Source organism: Streptomyces sp. PA03-6a (assembly GCF_033792765.1).
In the GTDB taxonomy this organism is placed as follows: Bacteria; Actinomycetota; Actinomycetes; order Streptomycetales; family Streptomycetaceae; genus Actinacidiphila.
Window position 1 is genome coordinate 1 of record NZ_JARAVK010000030.1, and the last position, 15,919, is coordinate 15,919.

Below are 15,919 nucleotides of genomic sequence, written 5' to 3' on the forward strand. Positions count from 1 at the left end.
GTGCGGCGGGCTTCCTGCTCCCGGCGGTCCTGGGCGTGAAGGCGCTCGGCGGCTGGGCCGGCTGGATCTCCTCCCCGGCAGCGGCGACGGCCCGGTCGGCCGGGCTGTCGTCGGGATTCGCCGTCGGCGCGGCGTTGTTCTTCTGGTGGTTCGTCCACAGGGTCCGGCTCGAGGTCGGCCCGGCCGGGATCGTGGCGGTCAATCCGTGGGGCACCCATCGCCTGGGGCTGGACGAGGTGGCTTCGGTGCGGCTCGGTGCCTGGGGTGCGGAGTTCCATCACGGGGACGGCTTCAAGAGCACGGCGTACGCGCTCAGCGAGCTGGCTGCGGGCACGTCGCAGGTCCGGCGCTTCGCCGAGCTGCGGGCCGTTCTGGAAGCGCGCCCCGGACCCGGGGACTGACCGGGCGGGCCCGTCGCGAGGCCGCTGCGCGGGTGCCCGCCGGAGCGCCGGCCTGGTCCGGTGGCCGTTGCGCCGTCCGGTGTGCCAGGAGCCCCGGGGTGGGGCCGGGCCGCTCGTGCGACGCCCGCGGGGCGCCGGGCACTGGTGGCGGCGGGCGCCGGACAGCTGCGCTGTGGTCCCGTGGGGAGCTGTGCCGTCGGGCTGGTCTCGGGCCCCGGGGCGGGTTGAGCTGGTGGTGCCGCGCCTGCGGGGCCGCTGCGCGGCGGTGGTGGCCCCTTCGTGGAGGGGGACGCCTGGCCCGGCTGGGCCCGCGGGTGGAATCGGGCCGGGTCGGCCGTGTGATGCCCGCGGGGCGCCGGTCAGCTCGCGTAGGCGGTCGGCGGCACTCCCACGGTCGCGGTGAAGTCCCGCACCAGATGGGCCTGGTCGCTGTAGCCGAGCTCCGCGGCCAGGGCGGGCCAGTCGACGGACGCCTCGGACTCGGCGCGCTCCAGGGCCTCGTGGATGCGGTAGCGGAGGATGACCCACTTCGGGCTCACGCCGACGTACGCCGCGAACAGCCGCTGCAGCGAGCGGGCCGACATGCCCTCGGCGCGGGCGAAGTCCTCGACCCGCAGGATGGACCGGTCGTGGCGGATGCGGTCGGCCAGCGCCGTCGCGAGGGCCGCCTGCGGGTCGGGGGCGGGGGAGAGGGACAGCAGGAAGGCGTCGAGGGCGGCCACGCGGGCGTCCTCGTCCTGCGGGCCGAGCACCGCGCCCGGTACGGCCTCGTGACCGGGCAGCGCCTCGTCCAGGAGGACGCGCCGGCCCGTCCAGTGCGACACCGGCACCGTGGGCGCGAACGGCCGGAAGCCGCCGGGCCGGAACTGGATGCCGCAGACGCGTCCGGCGGCCTCCAGCTTCTGCGTGAACAGCTCGAGCCCGATGCCCGCGACCTCGCCGAAGTCGGGGGTGGTGCCGTGGCGCTGGAAGACGATGTTGACCGAGGGGTGCGGCACGACGTGCGAGGCGTACGGCTCGGCGAGGTCCCAGTCGATCAGCCAGTAGTGCTCCAGGTACGGCCGCAGTGCGGGCGCGGGCGCCCGGCGCCGGAAGCGGACGCGGGCGAAGAGCTCCGGGGCGTCGACGATGCCCCGGGTGTCGCGGCGCGGGCTGTCCGGACCTGCCATACCGGCGATCCTACGGCGCGCCCCTGTCGCGTTTCTTCAAGCCGCCGGGGCCCGCCCCGCCCTAGCGTCGGCCCCATGACGACGAAGACCGGTGAACTGCTCGCCGCGGCCCGCGACCGGGCCCTGCCCCTGGTGCGTGCGCTGCCCGACGAGGCCCTGGACGCGCCCACGCCGTGCGCCGAGTACGACGTGCGGAGCCTGCTCAACCACCTCTTCCACGTGGTCGTGGGCTTCCAGGCCCTCGCGGCCCGGGGGGAGGCCGACTTCTCGCTCACCCCTGACCGTCTCTCCGAGTACGGCGACGGCTGGCGGGCGCGCTTCGAGAAGGAGACGGAGTTGCTGGTCGAGGCCTGGGCGGCGCCGGGCGCCGACGAGGGCGTGGCCGGGTCGATGAACCTGCCGGCGCGCACCGTCGGTGCCATGGCCCTGCTCGACCTGACGGTGCACCCCTGGGACCTCGCCCGTGCCACCGGGCTGCCGTTCACACCGCACGAGGAGGGGCTGCGGGCGCTGGAGGAACTGGTGGCCGCGATGGGGCCGACCGCCCGGCAGATGGGGGTCTTCGGTGAGCCGGCGCCGGTGCCCGCCGGGGCCTGCGCCTTCGAGGCGCTGCTGGCCGGGACGGGCCGCGATCCGCACTGGAGCCGCCCGGCGGTGTAGCCCCGCGCCGTGCGGAGTAGCGCGGAACACTTTTGCAACTGGTTGCATAATCGCCTCCGGATGGTCTACAAAAGTCGCGAAGACACCGCGCGCCGCCGCCCGAGGAGACCCCGCGATGAGCCCGTACCCGCACCTGCTGAGCCCGCTCGACCTCGGCTTCACCACCCTGCCGAACCGGGTGCTCATGGGCTCGATGCACATCGGTCTTGAGGAGGCCGAGCGCGGCTTCGAGCGGATGGCCGCGTTCTACGCCGCCCGGGCCCGCGGCGGTGTCGGCCTCATCGTGACCGGTGGCATCGCCCCCAACGACCGGGGCCGCCCCTACCCTGGCGGTGCCAGGATGACCACCGAGGCCGAGGCCGCGCAGCACGCCGTCGTCACCGACGCCGTGCACCGCGCGGGCGGCCGCATCGCGATGCAGATCCTGCACTTCGGCCGGTACGCGTACCACCCCGACCTGGTCGCCCCGAGCGCGCTGCAGGCACCGATCAGCCCCTACGTCCCGCACGCCCTCACCGACGAGGAGGTCGAGGAGACCGTCGAGGACTTCGTGCGGGCGGCCGCCCTCGCGCAGCGGGCGGGGTACGACGGCGTCGAGATCATGGGCTCCGAGGGCTACCTGATCAACGAGTTCATCGCCGCCGCCACCAACCACCGCGACGACCGCTGGGGCGGCTCCTACGGGAACCGGACCCGCTTCCCGCTGGAGATCGTCCGCCGCACCCGCGAGCGGGTCGGACCCGACTTCATCATCGTCTACCGGCTGTCCATGCTGGACCTGGTGCCCGGCGGGTCCACCCTGGAGGAGGTCGTCTCCCTCGCCAAGGAGATCGAGGCGGCCGGCGCGACGATCATCAACACGGGCATCGGCTGGCACGAGGCGCGCATCCCCACCATCGCCACCTCCGTCCCGCGCGGCGCGTACACCTGGGTGACGAAGAAGCTGATGGGCGCGGTCTCGGTGCCGCTGGTCACCAGCAACCGCATCAACACCCCCGAGGTGGCGGAGCGGTTGCTCGCCGAGGGCGCCGCCGACATGGTGTCGATGGCCCGCCCGATGCTCGCCGACCCGGACTTCGTCGCGAAGGCCCGCGAGGACCGCGCGGACGCCATCAACACGTGCATCGGCTGCAACCAGGCCTGCCTGGACCACACCTTCAGCGGCAAGCTCACCTCCTGCCTGGTCAACCCCCGGGCCTGCCACGAGACCGAGCTCGTCCTCCTCCCCACCCGCCTGCGCAAGAACGTCGCCGTCGTCGGCGCCGGGCCCGCCGGGCTCGCCTGCGCCGTCGCGGCGGCCGAACGCGGCCACGCCGTCACCCTCTTCGACGCCGCCGACCGGATCGGCGGACAGCTGAACATCGCCCGCAAGGTGCCGGGCAAGGAGGAGTTCGACGAGACGCTGCGGTACTTCCGCACCCGGCTCGCCGAGGAGGACGTGCAGCTGCGCCTGGGCACCCACGTCGCGGCGGAGTCCCTGGCGGACCAGGGCTTCGACGAGATCGTCCTGGCCACCGGCGTCACCCCGCACACCCCGCAGATCCCCGGCGTCGACCACCCGAGCGTGCTGAGCTACCTCGACGTGCTGCGCGACGGCGCCCCGGTCGGCGAGCGGGTCGCCGTCGTCGGCGCGGGCGGCATCGGCTTCGACGTCGCCGAGTTTCTCACCGACGGCGGCGAGGGCGCGAGCCGGGACCCGGAGACGTACTTCCGCCAGTGGGGGGTCGACACCGACTACCGCGCGCCCGGCGGGCTGCGGGCGCCCGAGCGGCCGCGGCCACCGCGCACCGTGCACCTGCTGCAGCGCAAGACCACCAAGGTCGGCGCGGGGCTGGGCAAGACCACCGGCTGGATCCACCGCACCGAGCTCAAGCACCGCGGCGTCACCATGGTCGCGGGCGCCGTCTACGAGCGCATCGACGACGAGGGCCTGCACATCACCGTGGACGGCGAGCGGCGGACCGTGCCGGTCGACACCGTCGTCCTGTGCGCCGGTCAGGAGCCGCGCCGCGACCTGTACGAGGCGCTGCGCGCGGCCGGGCACTCCGTGCACCTCATCGGCGGCGCCGACGTCGCGGCCGAGCTGGACGCCAAGCGCGCCATCCGCCAGGGCACCGAAGTGGCCGCGGCGCTGTGACCCCGGCCCGTCCGTAGGATGCGGGCATGTCGCTGCCGCACGCCATCCTCACCGCCCTGCTGGAGAAGCCGTCCTCGGGCCTTGAGCTGGCACGCCGCTTCGACCGCTCGATCCGCTACTTCTGGTCCGCGACGCACCAGCAGATCTACCGCGAACTGGGCCGGCTGGAGGAGGCGGGCCTGATCCGGGCCCTGCCCGCGGCGCAGCCCGCCCGCGGCCAGCGCAAGGAGTACGAGGTGCTGCCCGCGGGCCGCGCCGAACTCACCGCCTGGGTGGCGGCCACCGAGGACCCCAAGCCCATCCGCGACCCGCTGCTGCTGCGGCTGCGCGCCGCGGCGGTGGTCGGGACCGACGGGCTCGCGGCCGAGTTGCGGCGCCATCTCGAACTGCACGAGCGGCAGTTGGCGGAGTACGCCGAGATCGAGCGGCGCGACTTCCCGCCGGGGCGCGGCGCCGACGAGGACCGGCTGCGGCACCTGGTGCTGCGTGCGGGCATCGACCTGGAGACCTTCTGGTCGCGGTGGCTCGGCGAGGCGGTCGCCGAGGTCGAGCGGATGGGGCGGCCCTGATCCGCCGCCGCGTTCAGTGGTCGGCGATGTCGTTGGCCGCGACGTAGCCGAAGGTCATCGCGGGGCCGATGGTCGAGCCCGCCCCGGCGTAACTGTGCCCCATGACGGCCGCGCTGGCGTTGCCCGCGGCGTACAGGCCCGCGATCGCCGTTCCGTCGGGGCGCAGCACACGGGCGCGGGCGTCGGTGCGCATGCCGCCCTTGGTGCCGAGGTCCCCGGGGACGATCTTGAAGGCGTGGTAGGGCGGCAGCCAGAGCGGGGCCAGGCAGGAGTTCGGCAGCACCGCGGGGTCGGTGTAGTAGTGGTCATAGGCGCTGTCCCCCCGGTGGAAGTCGGGGTCGCGGCCGGTGAGCGCCTGCCCGTTGAAGCGTCCTACGGTGGCGCGCAGGGCCGCCGGCGGCACCCCGATCTCCCCGGCGAGCGCGCTCAGGGTCCAGGCCTTGCGGACGGCGCCGGAGGCGTACCAGTCGTCGGGGAAGGGCAGTGCCGGGGCGACGTCCTTGAAGAGGTAGCGGTTGCGGTGGTTCTGGTCGGTGATCAGCCATGCCGGTATGTCGGGGGCGGCGGCGTTCCGGTCGTACATCACGTGGACCACGTCGCTGTAGGGCGCGGCCTCGTTCACGAAGCGCTCGCCCGCCTGGTTGACGATCAGCCCGCCGGGGAGCGTGCGTTCGGCGAGGCAGAAGTAGGGCTGGCCGGGCAGCGGGACGGCCGGGCCCCACCACGCGTCCTCCATCAGGTCCAGGGCGGCCCCGGCGCGCTCCCCGGCGCGGATGCCGTCGCCGGTGTTCTCCTTCGCGCCGACCGTCCACCCGGTGCCGATGGGCTGCCGCTGGTACCGCGCGCGCATGGCCGCGTCGTGCTCGAAGCCGCCGGAGCCGACCACCACACCGCGCCGCGCCCTGATCAGGGCGGGGGCGCCGCCGTCGGGGGCCACGACCACCCCGGTGACCGCGCCGCCCACGACGTCCAGGTCGACCAGCGGGGTGTTCAGCCGTACGGGCACTCCCGCCCGCAGCAGTCCGGCGCGGAGCCCGGCGGCCAGTGCCTGGCCCATGGTGAGCGGCTTCTGCCCCTTGAGGGCGGCCTCGGTGCCCCGCGCCAGGCACGCGACGGAGACGGCCAGGCCCTTGGCGCTGACCGCGGCCAGGTTGAGCCACTTGTAGTCGGAACTGAAGACGACCAGTCCGTCGGGGACCGGTACGTACGGGGGGTTGAGGCGGTCCAGTTCCGGGCCGAGCACGTTCCCGTCCAGCTGGTCGGGTTCGATGGAGCGGCCGTTCGGCATCCCGCCCGGCAGCTGCGGGTAGTAGTCGCTGTACCCCTCCATCCAGCGGAAACGCAGGGGGCTGTGGGCCATGACGAAGGCGATCATGGCCGGCCCGTGGGTCAGGAACGCCCGCTGCCGCTCCACCGGTACGTCGCCGCCGACGACCGCCGCGAGGTAGGCCGCCGCCTTCTCCGGGGTGTCCGGCACCCCGGCGGCCAGGAGCACCGGGTTGCACGGGATCCAGATCCCGGCCCCCGAGCGGGCCGCGGAACCGCCGAAGGTGGCGGCCTTCTCCACCACGACGCAGCTCAGCCCGCGCGCCGCGGCCGTCAGCGCCGCCGTCATCCCGGCGGCGCCCGATCCCACGACCACGACGTCGTACTCGCCGGCCACCGGAAGGCCGGCACCCCGCGCGGGTGCCGCCGCGGTGAGCCCGGCGGCGAACAGCAGCCCCGCGCCGGTGCCCGTGGCCGCGCCGCGCAGCACCTGGCGGCGGGAGGGCCGCTCCGTACGGTCGTCGGCCAAGGCGGACTCGGGCATGGCGGGCCTCCGGCACTGGTATCTGACATTGCGTCAGAAATGTGCGGCCGGTGCCCGGGGAAGTCAAGACGCACGCGTCCGTCACCGTGTTCGCCACCGCGTCCGTCACCGTGTGCGGCGCACGGCCAGCAGTGCCGCGTCGTCGCCGAGGCCGCCACCGCTCCAGGAGCGCAGATCGGCCAGCACCCGGTCGAGCAGGTCGTCCGGGTCCTGCTCGGGCATCTTCCGCACGCGATCGGCGAGCGGGTAGAAGCGGCCCTGCGGGTCGCGGGCCTCGACCACGCCATCGGTGAAGAACAGCAGCAGGTCGCCGCGGTGGAAGGGGACCGTCTGCGGCTGGTAGCGGTCGCCGGTCAGGGCGAGGAGCCCGAGCGGCGGCGCCGGGGGCTCCGGCGTCAGCTCGGTCACCGTGCCGGCGCGCCGCAGCAGCGGCGCGGGATGGCCGCAGTTGACGAGCACGGCGGCGTCGCCGTCCTCCGGGACGGTCAGCAGCACGGCGGTGACGAAGTCCTCGCTGCCGCCGCTGCGGGAGAGCGCGCCGTCCAGCCGGGCGGCCACCGTGTCCAGACCCGGTTCGGAGCGGGCGGCCTCACGGAAGACGCCGAGGACGTCGGCGGCGGTCTCCACGGCGGTCAGTCCCTTGCCGCGCACGTCGCCGAGCAGCACCCGCACCCCGTGGTCGGTCGGCACCACCTCGTACAGGTCCCCGCCGATACGGGCCTCGGCCTCCGCCGCCACGTACCGCACCGCGACGCGCAGCCGGCCGATCCGGGGTGGCGCGGGACGCAGCAGGGCGCTCTGTGCCGCCTCGGCGACCCCGCGGACCCGGGCCAGCTCCCGTTCCCGCCCGGTGATCAGGACGACGGCGCCGGTGCTGGTGAAGGTCACCGCGAGCACGGTGATCGCGGAGGCCACGTGGACCAGCGCCGGGACCCCGTGGTTCGCCGCCGCGAGCACGAAGACCAGGCCGATCGCGAGCGCCCCGGCCGCCAGCGGCCCACGGGCGCGGCGGGAGTGCGCACCGGCGAGCACCGGAAGGGCCGCCAGTACCGGGGCCAGGGTGGTCTGCGGGCCGCTGGTCAGGTCCAGGACCACGCACGCGGCGATCAGCAGGTAGGCCGTGGCCAGGAAGCAGAGCGCCCCGCGGGACAGTGCGAGCGGGGCTGCCGCGGTGTGCTGGTGCGGGCCTCGGGCCATCGGTGCCGGCCCTCCTGTCGCCGTGCGGGACCCCCTGTCTCCATCTTCGCCGCACCGGGCGGCGAACGGCGGGAATGGACGCGACGGCCCCCGTGTTGAGGGGAACGTCCGAAGAAAATGAAAACCATTATGGAAGAAGAGGGCACCGCATGGCACGCAGCGAGCAGCGCCCGGTGGTCACGCTCCGGTCGACCGCCGGCACCGGCACGACCTACGTGACCCGCAAGAACCGGCGCAACGACCCGGACCGCATGGTCCTGAGCAAGTACGACCCGGCCGTCGGCCGTCACGTGCCGTTCCGCGAGGAGCGCTGACACCGGCGAGGCCGGCCGTCCCCCGTCCCTTCCCCAGACTGGAGCACACCGTGCAGCACACGATCCACCCCGTCTACCGTCCGGTCGTCTTCCGCGACCGCGCCGCGGACCACGCCTTCCTCACCCGCTCCACGATGACCAGCGAGAAGACCGTCGTCTGGGAGGACGGGAACACCTACCCGGTGGTCGACGTGGAGATCTCCTCCGCGAGCCACCCGTTCTACACCGGCAACGCCCGCGTCCTGGACACCGCCGGACGCGTCGAGCGGTTCGAGCGCCGGTACGGGGCCGGCGCCCGCCGGAGCTGACGACGGCCGACGGCCGCGGCGCCGCTCAGGTCTTGCGGAACGTGTAGGCGTCCTGGGCCGCCGCTGCCACGGCGTCCAGGTCGGCGCCCGCCGACGCGGTGACCACCGCGGCCACCGCGCCCTCGGCGAACGGCGCGTCGACCAGCCGGGTGCCGGGCGGCAGCTCGTCCTCGTCGGCGAGCAGCGTCTTCACCGTCAGGACCGCGCTCCCCAGGTCGGCGAGGACGGCGACGCCGTCGCCCTGGTCGACCGCGTGCGCTGCGGCGGCGATCTTCGCGGCGTCCGTGCCGAGTCCGCCGTCCGGCGCGCCGCCGGCGGCGGCCACCGGCACCCGGGCCCCGCCGCCGCTGAGGCCCGTCGCCATGCGGGCGACCGACTCGGCGACCTCGGCGCTGTGCGACACCAGCACCACTGCGACCGTCATGACGCACCGCCCCGCGCGGTGCCGGCCAGGGCGCCCAGCAAGAGGGCCGAGGAGGTCGCCCCGGGATCCTGGTGCCCGATGCTGCGCTCCCCGAGGTAGCTCGCCCGCCCCTTGCGGGCCTGCAGCGGCACGGTCGCCAGCGCGCCCTCGTCCGCGGCGATCGCGGCCGCCGACAGCGCCTCCGTGAGCCCCGCACCCTTGTCGAGGGCGAACGACAGCGCCTCCACGGCCGGCGCCAGCGCGTCCAGCATCGTCTTGTCCCCCTGCGCCGCGCCGCCCAGTTGCGCCACGCCGTCGACCCCTTCCCGCAGCGCCTGTGCGAACTCCTCCGGCGCCACCTGGTGGGCGTCGCCCAGGGCCTTGCCCGCCTTGCGCAGCAGCGTCCCGTACAACGGCCCCGAGGCGCCGCCGACCGTACTGATCAGCTGCCGCCCGACCAGCACCAGCACGCCGCCCGGGGTGTCCGGCGGCTCCTTCTCCACCGCGGTGCGCGCCGCGATGAAACCGCGCCGCATGTTCGCGCCGTGGTCGGCGTCGCCGATGGGGGAGTCCAGCTCCGTCAGCCGGTCCGCCTCGCGCTCGATCACCGAGGCCGCGGCGGTGAGCCAACGGCGGAGGAAAGCCGTGTCGATCACCTGGCCCGCTCCGGTGGACGATGCCTCGCTCATCTCTCCCGCTCTCCTTCTGCTCGCTCAGGCGCCCCAGCGCAGACCCGGCGTGCTCACCGGCGCGTCCCACAGGCGCAGCAGCTCCTCGTCCACCTGGCACAGCGACACCGACGCGCCCGCCATGTCCAGCGACGTCACGTAGTTGCCGACCAGTGTGCGGGCCACCGTCACGCCGCGCGCCCCGAGCACACGGTGCACCTCGGCGTTGAACCCGTACAGCTCCAGCAGCGGCGTCCCGCCCATGCCGTTCACCAGCAGCAGCACCGGACCGGTCGGGCGGAAGTCGTCCAGGACGGCGTCGACGGCGAACTCGGCGATCTCGCCCGAGGTCATCATCGCCCGCCGCTCCCGGCCCGGCTCGCCGTGGATGCCGATGCCCAGCTCCAGTTCGCCCGCCGGGAGGTCGAAGGTGGGCGCGCCCTTGGCGGGCGTGCTGACCGCGGTCAGCGCCACGCCGAAGCTCCGCGAGAGCTCGTTGACGCGCCGCGCGACCGCCTCGACGCGCTCCAGCGGCGCCCCCTCCTCGGCCAGCGCGCCCGCGATCTTCTCCACGAAGAGCGTGGCGCCGGTGCCGCGCCGTCCCGCCGTGTAGAGGCTGTCGGTCACCGCGACGTCGTCGTTGACCAGGACCTTGGCGACCACGATCCCCTCGTCCTCGGCCAGCTCGGCGGCCATGTCGAAGTTCAGCACGTCACCGGTGTAGTTCTTCACGATGAACAGCACCCCGGCCCCGCTGTCCACCGCCGCGGCGGCCCGCACCATCTGGTCCGGGACGGGGGAGGTGAACACCTCGCCCGGGCAGGCCGCGTCGAGCATCCCGAGTCCCACGAACCCGCCGTGCAGCGGTTCGTGCCCCGACCCGCCACCGGAGACCAGCCCGACCTTGCCCGCGACCGGCGCGTCCCGGCGCACGACCAACCGGTTCTCCACGTCCACGATCAGCTCGGGATGCGCGGCCGCGAACCCCCGCAGCGCGTCGGCCACGACGGTCTCCGGGACATTGATCAGCATCTTCATCGAACGGCTCCGTCCAAAGGCTGGGTCTGGCGGTGCTGCGCTGTGACATCAGCCTACGGATCAGCTGCGCGCCGTGGGCAGTCCTGATGACGCACGAGTCTCGTGTGCACCGTGCACGAGGCCTTGGGCCGCGTCGTCACATGCCCTCCCCCGGCCTTCGGCCCGGGGGAGTTGTCCAATCGTCCGAGTAGCCCACTACGAGGACGACTCTCCGCCTTGCGACGCACCGCATCTGGGGGCACCTCCCAGCGGTAGCTGGGGGCTCATGTGACGGCACGGCCTAGCCGCGCCCGTCCCCGCCCCCGGCGGGTCCGGAGTACCGGCGGACGAGCTGCGCCTCGGCGTCGTCGAGGTAGGACGCCAGCAGCAGTTCCGCCTTCGCGGGGTCGGCCGCCTCCAGGGCGGAGAGGATCTCCCGGTTGCCGCCCAGGTAGGGCGCGTGGAACTCGCGCGGGTCGTCCATCGCGTGGAAGGCCAGGCGCAGTTCGGCGAGCACGCCCGTCATGAGCCCGGTCAGCCGGGCGCTGCCCGCGAGGTCGACCAGCGCCTGGTGGAAGTGGATGTCGGCCGTGCCGAGCAGGCCCCACCGCTCCCCGTCCGCGGCCCGCTCGCCCTCCGCCACGGCGTCCGCCGCCCCGGTCAGGTCGTACGGCGGGGCCACGAGGCCGCGGATCACGGAGCACTCGACCAGGCGCCGCACCCGGTAGATGTCGACGACGTCCCGCACGGTCAGCACCCGGACGAAGACCCCGCGGTTGAGCTCGTGCACCAGCAGTCTCTCGTGCGTCAGCAGCCGGAAGGCCTCGCGGAGGGTGTTGCGGGAGACGCCCAGCGCCCCGGCGACGACGTCCTCGGCGAGCTTGGCGCCCGGTGGCAGGTGGCCCTCGGAGATCCGGGTGCGCAGCACGGCGGCGACGCGGTCGGCGGTGCTGGAGCGCGCCAGCAGCGCGCGGTCGCCCACGAGGACCGCCGGATCCACCTCGGCTGCCATCGTCCCCGCCCCTCTCCGCTCCGCCGCGGGCCCACGGCGCGGGCCCAGTCAATCCGAGAGCGGGGGACAAGACAACAGGACTCTTGTGGGATTGTTCAACAAGAATCTACGGTGATCGAGCGCCGGGTACCCGTTCGCCACCGGGCCGCCGGACACCGCAGCTCGCGTCGCCCGACCGGACGCGACCCTTCCCGAGGAGCGCGCCGTACCGATGACAGACCTCGTGATCGACCTCAACGCGGACCTGGGGGAGGGTTACGGGCGGTGGGTCCTCACCGACGACGACGCCCTGCTCTCCGTCGTGACCAGCGCCAACGTCGCCTGCGGCTTCCACGCCGGGGACCCCGGCATCATGCGCCGGGTGTGCGACACCGCGGCCGTGCGCGGGGTGCGCATCGGCGCCCAGGTCTCCTACCGCGACCTGGCGGGGTTCGGCCGGCGGGCGATGGAGGTGCCCGCCGACGAACTGGCCGACGAGATCACCTACCAGATCGGCGCGCTGGAGGTCTTCGCCCGCGCCGCCGGGGCCCAGGTGGCGTACGTGAAACCGCACGGGGCCCTCTACAACAAGGTCGTCGTCGACGACGAGCAGGCCGCCGCCGTCGCCGCGGGCACCCGGCGTGCCGACCCGGCCCTGCCGGTGCTCTGCCTGCCCGGCTCGGCCATGGAGCGCGCGGCCCGGCAGGCCGGGCTGGACGTGGTGGGGGAGGCCTTCGCCGACCGCGCCTACACCGCCGCCGGCACACTCGTCCCGCGCGGCACCTCGGGCGCGCTCCTCGCCGACCCCCACGAGGTCACCCGGCAGGCGGTCGCCCTCGCCCGCGACGGCGTCACCACCGCCCTGACCGGCGAGCGGGTGACCGTACGGGCGCGGTCGCTGTGCCTGCACGGCGACTCCCCGGACGCGGTGGCCACGGCCCTGCGGGTGCGGGCCGCGCTCGAGGACGCGGGCGTGCGGCTGGAGGCGTTCGCGTGAGGGTCCTTGACGTCGGGGAGGACGCGCTCCTGATCGACCTCGCCACCGCCGAGGAGGCGCAGTCCTGGCACGCCGAGCTCCTGCGCCGCCGCGGCGAGGGCAGCCTCGGGCCGGTGCGCGAGATCGTCCCCGGCGAGCGGACCGTGCTGCTGTACGGGGTGCCGGACACCGCCGCGCTCCGCGCCGAGCTGCGCGGCTGGTCCGTCACGGCCCGGGCCGCCGGGAGCGGACCGCTCGTGGAGATCCCCGTGCGCTACGACGGGCCCGACCTGTCGGTCGTGGCCGAGCGGTGGGGTGTCGCGGAGGAGGACGTGGCCGACCTGCACAGCGGTGCCGAACACCGCGTCGCCTTCTGCGGGTTCGCCCCGGGCTTCGCCTACATGACCGGCCTCGGCGCACGGTACGGCGTACCGCGCCGGGCCGAGCCGCGCACCTCCGTGCCCGCCGGCTCGGTGGCCGTCGCGGGCCCCTACACCGGTATCTACCCGAGGAGTTCGCCGGGCGGCTGGCAGCTGATCGGCACCACCTCCGTGCGCCTGTGGGACCTGGAACGCGAACCGGCCGCGCTGCTCGCGCCCGGCACCCGGGTGCGCTTCGTCCCCGTGCCCGCCGGGGCCGGCGCATGAGCGGGGGCGAGCTGCGGGTCGTCAGGGCCGGCGCGCTGACCACCGTCCAGGACCTCGGACGGTACGGCCACGCGGCCCTCGGCGTCGCCCGCTCCGGGGCCCTGGACCGGCCGGCGCACCGGCTGGCCAACCGCCTGGTGGGCAACGCCGACGGCGCCGCGACCCTGGAGACCACGCTGACCGGGGTGACCGTGCGAGTCACCCGCCCTGCCGTCGTCGCGGTCACCGGAGCCCCGGCCCCGGTCCTGCTCGACGGCCGTCCCGCCCCCTGGGGCACCCCCGTGCGGCTGCCGGCCGGGGCGGTGCTCGAGGTCGGGCCCGCCACGCGGGGCGTGCGCAGCTACCTCGCGGTCGGGGGCGGTGTGGCCGTGCCCGCGGTGCTCGGCAGCCGCTCCACCGACCTGCTGTCCGGGCTCGGCCCCGCTCCGCTCGGGGACGGTGACGTCCTGCCGCTGGGCCCGGGGTCCGGGCTGCCCGTCCACGCCGACCTGGCCCCGCACGCCGGTCCGCCGCGGGAGCTTGTGCTGCCGCTGCGGCTCGGGCCGCGCGACGACTGGTTCACGGCCGCGGCCGTGCGGACCCTCGCGGCCGGCCGCTTCCGGGTGTCGGACCGCAGCAACCGCATCGGGCTGCGCACCACGGGGCCGGTGCTGGAGCGCGCCGTCCACCGGGAGCTGCCCAGCGAGGGCATGGTCGTCGGCGCCGTCCAAGTGCCGCCCGACGGCAGGCCGGTGGTCTTCCTCGCCGACTCGCCCACCACCGGCGGCTACCCGGTCGTCGGCGTCGTCCCCGAGCACGGCCTGGCCGCGGCCGCGCAGGCCGTCGCGGGGCTGCCGGTGCGCTTCGTGCCCCGACGCTGAGGCCGGTCACGGCCCTTCCGGATTTCTGCAACGCGTTCTACTCTTGCGCCGTCGTCGCTCAGGGACGCGACCGGACCTCTGGAGGGGCCGTGCACCTGGACCACACCCCGGAGCAGCAGCGGCTGCGCGCCGAACTCAGGTCGTACTTCGCCGGACTGGTGCCCGACAACGCCTACGCCCGTCACTTCGACCGGGCCGCGGCCAAGCGCTTCTACCGCGACACCATCCGCCGGCTCGGCGGCGACGGCTGGCTCGGCGTCGGCTGGCCCGAGGAGTACGGCGGCCGCGGCATGACCCCCATGGAGCAGTTCATCTTCTTCGACGAGGCGGCCCAGGCGGGCGTCCCGCTGCCGCTGATGGCGCTCAACACCGTCGGCCCCACGATCATGCAGTTCGGCACCGAGGAGCAGAAGGCCCATTTCCTGCCGCGCATCCTCGCCGGCGAGATCGACTTCGCCATCGGCTACTCCGAACCGGACGCCGGCACCGACCTGGCCGCGCTGCGCACCCGCGCCGTGCGGGACGGCGACGGGGCCACCGGCCACTACACGGTCAACGGCCAGAAGATCTGGACCACCAACGGCGACACCGCCGACTGGGTCTGGCTCGCCGTGCGCACCGACCCCGGCGCCCCGCCCCACAAGGGCATCTCGATCCTCCTGGTGCCGACCACGGATCCCGGCTACTCCTGCACGATCATCAACACCCTCGCCTCCCACGACACCACCGCCAGCTACTACGAGGACGTCCGCGTCCCCGTGGCCCGCCGCGTCGGCGAGGAGAACCAGGGCTGGCGGCTGATCACCACCCAGCTCAACCACGAGCGCGTCACCCTCGCCGCCCACGGCACGATGGCGATCCGCGCCTTCCACGACGTACGCCGCTGGGCCGCCGACACCAAACTGGCCGACGGCCGCCGCGTCATCGACCTCGCCTGGGTCCGCGGCCGCCTCGCCCGCACCCACGCCCGCCTGGACGCCATGAAGCTGCTCAACTGGCAGATGGTCGACGCCCTCCAGCGCGGCACCCTCACCCCGCACGACGCCTCCGCCGTCAAGGTCTACGGCTCCGAGGCCCGCCGCGACGCGTACGCCTGGCTGATGGAGGTCACCGCCGCCCTCGGCCCCATGAAGGAGGGCTCCGCGGGCGCCCTCCTCCACGGCGAGCTGGAACGCGGCTACCGCAGCGCCGTCATCTTCACCTTCGGCGGCGGCAACAACGAGATCCAGCGCGAGATCATCTCCTGGATCGGGCTGGGCATGCCGCGCGTACGGAGGTGAGGCGGCCCGGCCGCGGCCCGGCCGCCGCCGGTCCTACGTCCACCGGCACAGGCACGACGGGACCTCCGCTCGATGCCCGGCCGCCCTGCGCGGCCCTAACGTGCGGTGCATGGAGATCCCCGAGCAGTACAAGTACGCCGTCATCCCGCACGCGTTGGTCGACGGGGCCGCCGAGGCGATCACGTTCTACGCCGCCGCGTTCGGAGCGACGGAGTCCTTCCGGCTCGAAGGCGACGACGGGCGGATCGTGCACGCCGAGATCAGGATCCACCGCTCCACCCTCATGCTCGGCGACGCCGAGGCCCCGGCGTCGCCCCCGTCCGCCGCGGCCGGGCCGTCCGTCGTCCTGCACGTCTACGTGCCGGACGTGGACGCCCTCACCGACCGGGCCGTGGCCGCCGGAGCCGAACTGCTCGCGGCCCCGGCCGACATGCCCTACGGCGCACGCCAGTCGATGCTCCGGGACCCCTTCGGCCACGTCTGGATCCTCCTGACGCCGCTGTCCTGATGCC

The 15,919-nt window shown here is 74.6% G+C and carries 18 protein-coding genes; 11 read left to right on the forward strand and 7 right to left on the reverse strand.

All coding sequences use genetic code 11. From position 1 onward, the window contains the following. Positions 1 to 401 (forward strand): PH domain-containing protein (locus PV350_RS10225; RefSeq protein ID WP_500333426.1); only part of this gene is annotated, 401 nt, incomplete at its 5' end. Between the two features lie 359 nt (positions 402 to 760). On the opposite strand, the gene PV350_RS10230 is transcribed toward PV350_RS10225, so the two are convergent. Continuing rightward, a complete protein-coding gene (locus tag PV350_RS10230) occupies positions 761 to 1,570 on the reverse strand; it encodes a DUF6597 domain-containing transcriptional factor (RefSeq protein ID WP_500333427.1) in 810 nt (269 codons plus the stop codon). A gap of 75 nt (positions 1,571 to 1,645) precedes the next feature. On the opposite strand from PV350_RS10230, the gene PV350_RS10235 reads away from it, so the two are divergent. From PV350_RS10235 to PV350_RS10245, 3 genes are all read left to right on the forward strand, one after another. After that, on the forward strand, positions 1,646 to 2,230 hold the full coding sequence (locus PV350_RS10235) for a TIGR03086 family metal-binding protein (RefSeq protein WP_499510642.1): 585 nt from the start codon (positions 1,646 to 1,648) through the stop codon (positions 2,228 to 2,230). A 115-nt stretch (positions 2,231 to 2,345) separates the two neighbouring features. After that, the gene (locus tag PV350_RS10240; RefSeq protein ID WP_500333428.1) at positions 2,346 to 4,367 is read left to right on the forward strand and encodes an FAD-dependent oxidoreductase; all 2,022 of its coding nucleotides are present in this window, start codon (positions 2,346 to 2,348) and stop codon (positions 4,365 to 4,367) included. A gap of 26 nt (positions 4,368 to 4,393) precedes the next feature. Next, positions 4,394 to 4,936 carry a PadR family transcriptional regulator gene (locus PV350_RS10245; protein ID WP_499510640.1) on the forward strand — a complete coding sequence of 181 codons (543 nt, stop codon included), beginning with the start codon at positions 4,394 to 4,396 and terminating at the stop codon, positions 4,934 to 4,936. Positions 4,937 to 4,949: 13 nt separating this feature from the next. Here the strand turns inward: PV350_RS10245 and kstD are convergent, their stop codons facing one another. Then, a complete protein-coding gene (kstD, locus tag PV350_RS10250) occupies positions 4,950 to 6,746 on the reverse strand; it encodes a 3-oxosteroid 1-dehydrogenase (RefSeq protein WP_500333429.1) in 1,797 nt (598 codons plus the stop codon). A 105-nt stretch (positions 6,747 to 6,851) separates the two neighbouring features. Beyond that, complete coding sequence (locus tag PV350_RS10255) at positions 6,852 to 7,943, reverse strand: PP2C family protein-serine/threonine phosphatase (protein WP_499510638.1); 1,092 nt, start codon at positions 7,941 to 7,943, stop codon at positions 6,852 to 6,854. A 149-nt stretch (positions 7,944 to 8,092) separates the two neighbouring features. Here PV350_RS10255 and rpmG point away from each other — a divergent pair, with 149 nt between their 5' ends. Both rpmG and PV350_RS10265 read left to right on the forward strand, forming a co-directional pair. Then, positions 8,093 to 8,257 carry a 50S ribosomal protein L33 gene (rpmG, locus tag PV350_RS10260; RefSeq protein ID WP_499510637.1) on the forward strand — a complete coding sequence of 55 codons (165 nt, stop codon included), beginning with the start codon at positions 8,093 to 8,095 and terminating at the stop codon, positions 8,255 to 8,257. Between the two features lie 50 nt (positions 8,258 to 8,307). After that, positions 8,308 to 8,565, forward strand: coding sequence for a 50S ribosomal protein L31 (locus PV350_RS10265; RefSeq protein WP_499510636.1), 258 nt, complete (start codon positions 8,308 to 8,310; stop codon positions 8,563 to 8,565). A gap of 25 nt (positions 8,566 to 8,590) precedes the next feature. Here the strand turns inward: PV350_RS10265 and PV350_RS10270 are convergent, their stop codons facing one another. The 4 genes from PV350_RS10270 to PV350_RS10285 all read right to left on the reverse strand — a co-directional run bounded on the left by PV350_RS10270 (position 8,591) and on the right by PV350_RS10285 (position 11,665). Beyond that, positions 8,591 to 8,989 (reverse strand): PTS sugar transporter subunit IIA domain-containing protein, encoded by a 399-nt coding sequence (locus PV350_RS10270; RefSeq protein WP_500324292.1) that lies wholly within the window; start codon positions 8,987 to 8,989, stop codon positions 8,591 to 8,593. Next, complete coding sequence (dhaL, locus tag PV350_RS10275) at positions 8,986 to 9,657, reverse strand: dihydroxyacetone kinase subunit DhaL (protein ID WP_499510634.1); 672 nt, start codon at positions 9,655 to 9,657, stop codon at positions 8,986 to 8,988. The genes PV350_RS10270 and dhaL overlap by 4 nt, the downstream gene beginning before the upstream one ends. A gap of 24 nt (positions 9,658 to 9,681) precedes the next feature. Beyond that, positions 9,682 to 10,674, reverse strand: coding sequence for a dihydroxyacetone kinase subunit DhaK (gene dhaK / locus PV350_RS10280; protein WP_499510633.1), 993 nt, complete (start codon positions 10,672 to 10,674; stop codon positions 9,682 to 9,684). Positions 10,675 to 10,954: 280 nt separating this feature from the next. After that, positions 10,955 to 11,665, reverse strand: coding sequence for a GntR family transcriptional regulator (locus PV350_RS10285; RefSeq protein ID WP_499510632.1), 711 nt, complete (start codon positions 11,663 to 11,665; stop codon positions 10,955 to 10,957). 211 nt (positions 11,666 to 11,876) lie between these two features. On the opposite strand from PV350_RS10285, the gene PV350_RS10290 reads away from it, so the two are divergent. From PV350_RS10290 to PV350_RS10310, 5 genes are all read left to right on the forward strand, one after another. Continuing rightward, positions 11,877 to 12,641: a LamB/YcsF family protein gene (locus PV350_RS10290; RefSeq protein ID WP_499510631.1), complete on the forward strand. Its 765-nt coding sequence runs from the start codon at positions 11,877 to 11,879 to the stop codon at positions 12,639 to 12,641. Then, complete coding sequence (locus PV350_RS10295) at positions 12,638 to 13,267, forward strand: 5-oxoprolinase subunit B family protein (RefSeq protein WP_500333430.1); 630 nt, start codon at positions 12,638 to 12,640, stop codon at positions 13,265 to 13,267. Before PV350_RS10290 ends, PV350_RS10295 begins: the two co-directional genes overlap by 4 nt. Further along, positions 13,264 to 14,127 carry a 5-oxoprolinase subunit C family protein gene (locus PV350_RS10300; protein WP_500333431.1) on the forward strand — a complete coding sequence of 288 codons (864 nt, stop codon included), beginning with the start codon at positions 13,264 to 13,266 and terminating at the stop codon, positions 14,125 to 14,127. Before PV350_RS10295 ends, PV350_RS10300 begins: the two co-directional genes overlap by 4 nt. 89 nt (positions 14,128 to 14,216) lie before the next feature. Then, complete coding sequence (locus PV350_RS10305; protein WP_500333432.1) at positions 14,217 to 15,407, forward strand: acyl-CoA dehydrogenase family protein; 1,191 nt, start codon at positions 14,217 to 14,219, stop codon at positions 15,405 to 15,407. Between the two features lie 109 nt (positions 15,408 to 15,516). Next, positions 15,517 to 15,915 carry a VOC family protein gene (locus PV350_RS10310; protein WP_500333433.1) on the forward strand — a complete coding sequence of 133 codons (399 nt, stop codon included), beginning with the start codon at positions 15,517 to 15,519 and terminating at the stop codon, positions 15,913 to 15,915. Positions 15,916 to 15,919: the final 4 nt, after the last annotated feature.

Coding starts and splice junctions, on each gene's coding strand:
- PV350_RS10230 (WP_500333427.1), bottom strand. CDS start 1,570: ATGGCAGGTCCGGACAGCCCGCGCCGCGACACCCGGGGCATCGTCGAC.
- PV350_RS10235 (WP_499510642.1), top strand. CDS start 1,646: ATGACGACGAAGACCGGTGAACTGCTCGCCGCGGCCCGCGACCGGGCC.
- PV350_RS10240 (WP_500333428.1), top strand. CDS start 2,346: ATGAGCCCGTACCCGCACCTGCTGAGCCCGCTCGACCTCGGCTTCACC.
- PV350_RS10245 (WP_499510640.1), top strand. CDS start 4,394: ATGTCGCTGCCGCACGCCATCCTCACCGCCCTGCTGGAGAAGCCGTCC.
- kstD (WP_500333429.1), bottom strand. CDS start 6,746: ATGCCCGAGTCCGCCTTGGCCGACGACCGTACGGAGCGGCCCTCCCGC.
- PV350_RS10255 (WP_499510638.1), bottom strand. CDS start 7,943: ATGGCCCGAGGCCCGCACCAGCACACCGCGGCAGCCCCGCTCGCACTG.
- rpmG (WP_499510637.1), top strand. CDS start 8,093: ATGGCACGCAGCGAGCAGCGCCCGGTGGTCACGCTCCGGTCGACCGCC.
- PV350_RS10270 (WP_500324292.1), bottom strand. CDS start 8,989: ATGACGGTCGCAGTGGTGCTGGTGTCGCACAGCGCCGAGGTCGCCGAG.
- dhaL (WP_499510634.1), bottom strand. CDS start 9,657: ATGAGCGAGGCATCGTCCACCGGAGCGGGCCAGGTGATCGACACGGCT.
- dhaK (WP_499510633.1), bottom strand. CDS start 10,674: ATGAAGATGCTGATCAATGTCCCGGAGACCGTCGTGGCCGACGCGCTG.
- PV350_RS10285 (WP_499510632.1), bottom strand. CDS start 11,665: ATGGCAGCCGAGGTGGATCCGGCGGTCCTCGTGGGCGACCGCGCGCTG.
- PV350_RS10290 (WP_499510631.1), top strand. CDS start 11,877: ATGACAGACCTCGTGATCGACCTCAACGCGGACCTGGGGGAGGGTTAC.
- PV350_RS10300 (WP_500333431.1), top strand. CDS start 13,264: ATGAGCGGGGGCGAGCTGCGGGTCGTCAGGGCCGGCGCGCTGACCACC.
- PV350_RS10310 (WP_500333433.1), top strand. CDS start 15,517: ATGGAGATCCCCGAGCAGTACAAGTACGCCGTCATCCCGCACGCGTTG.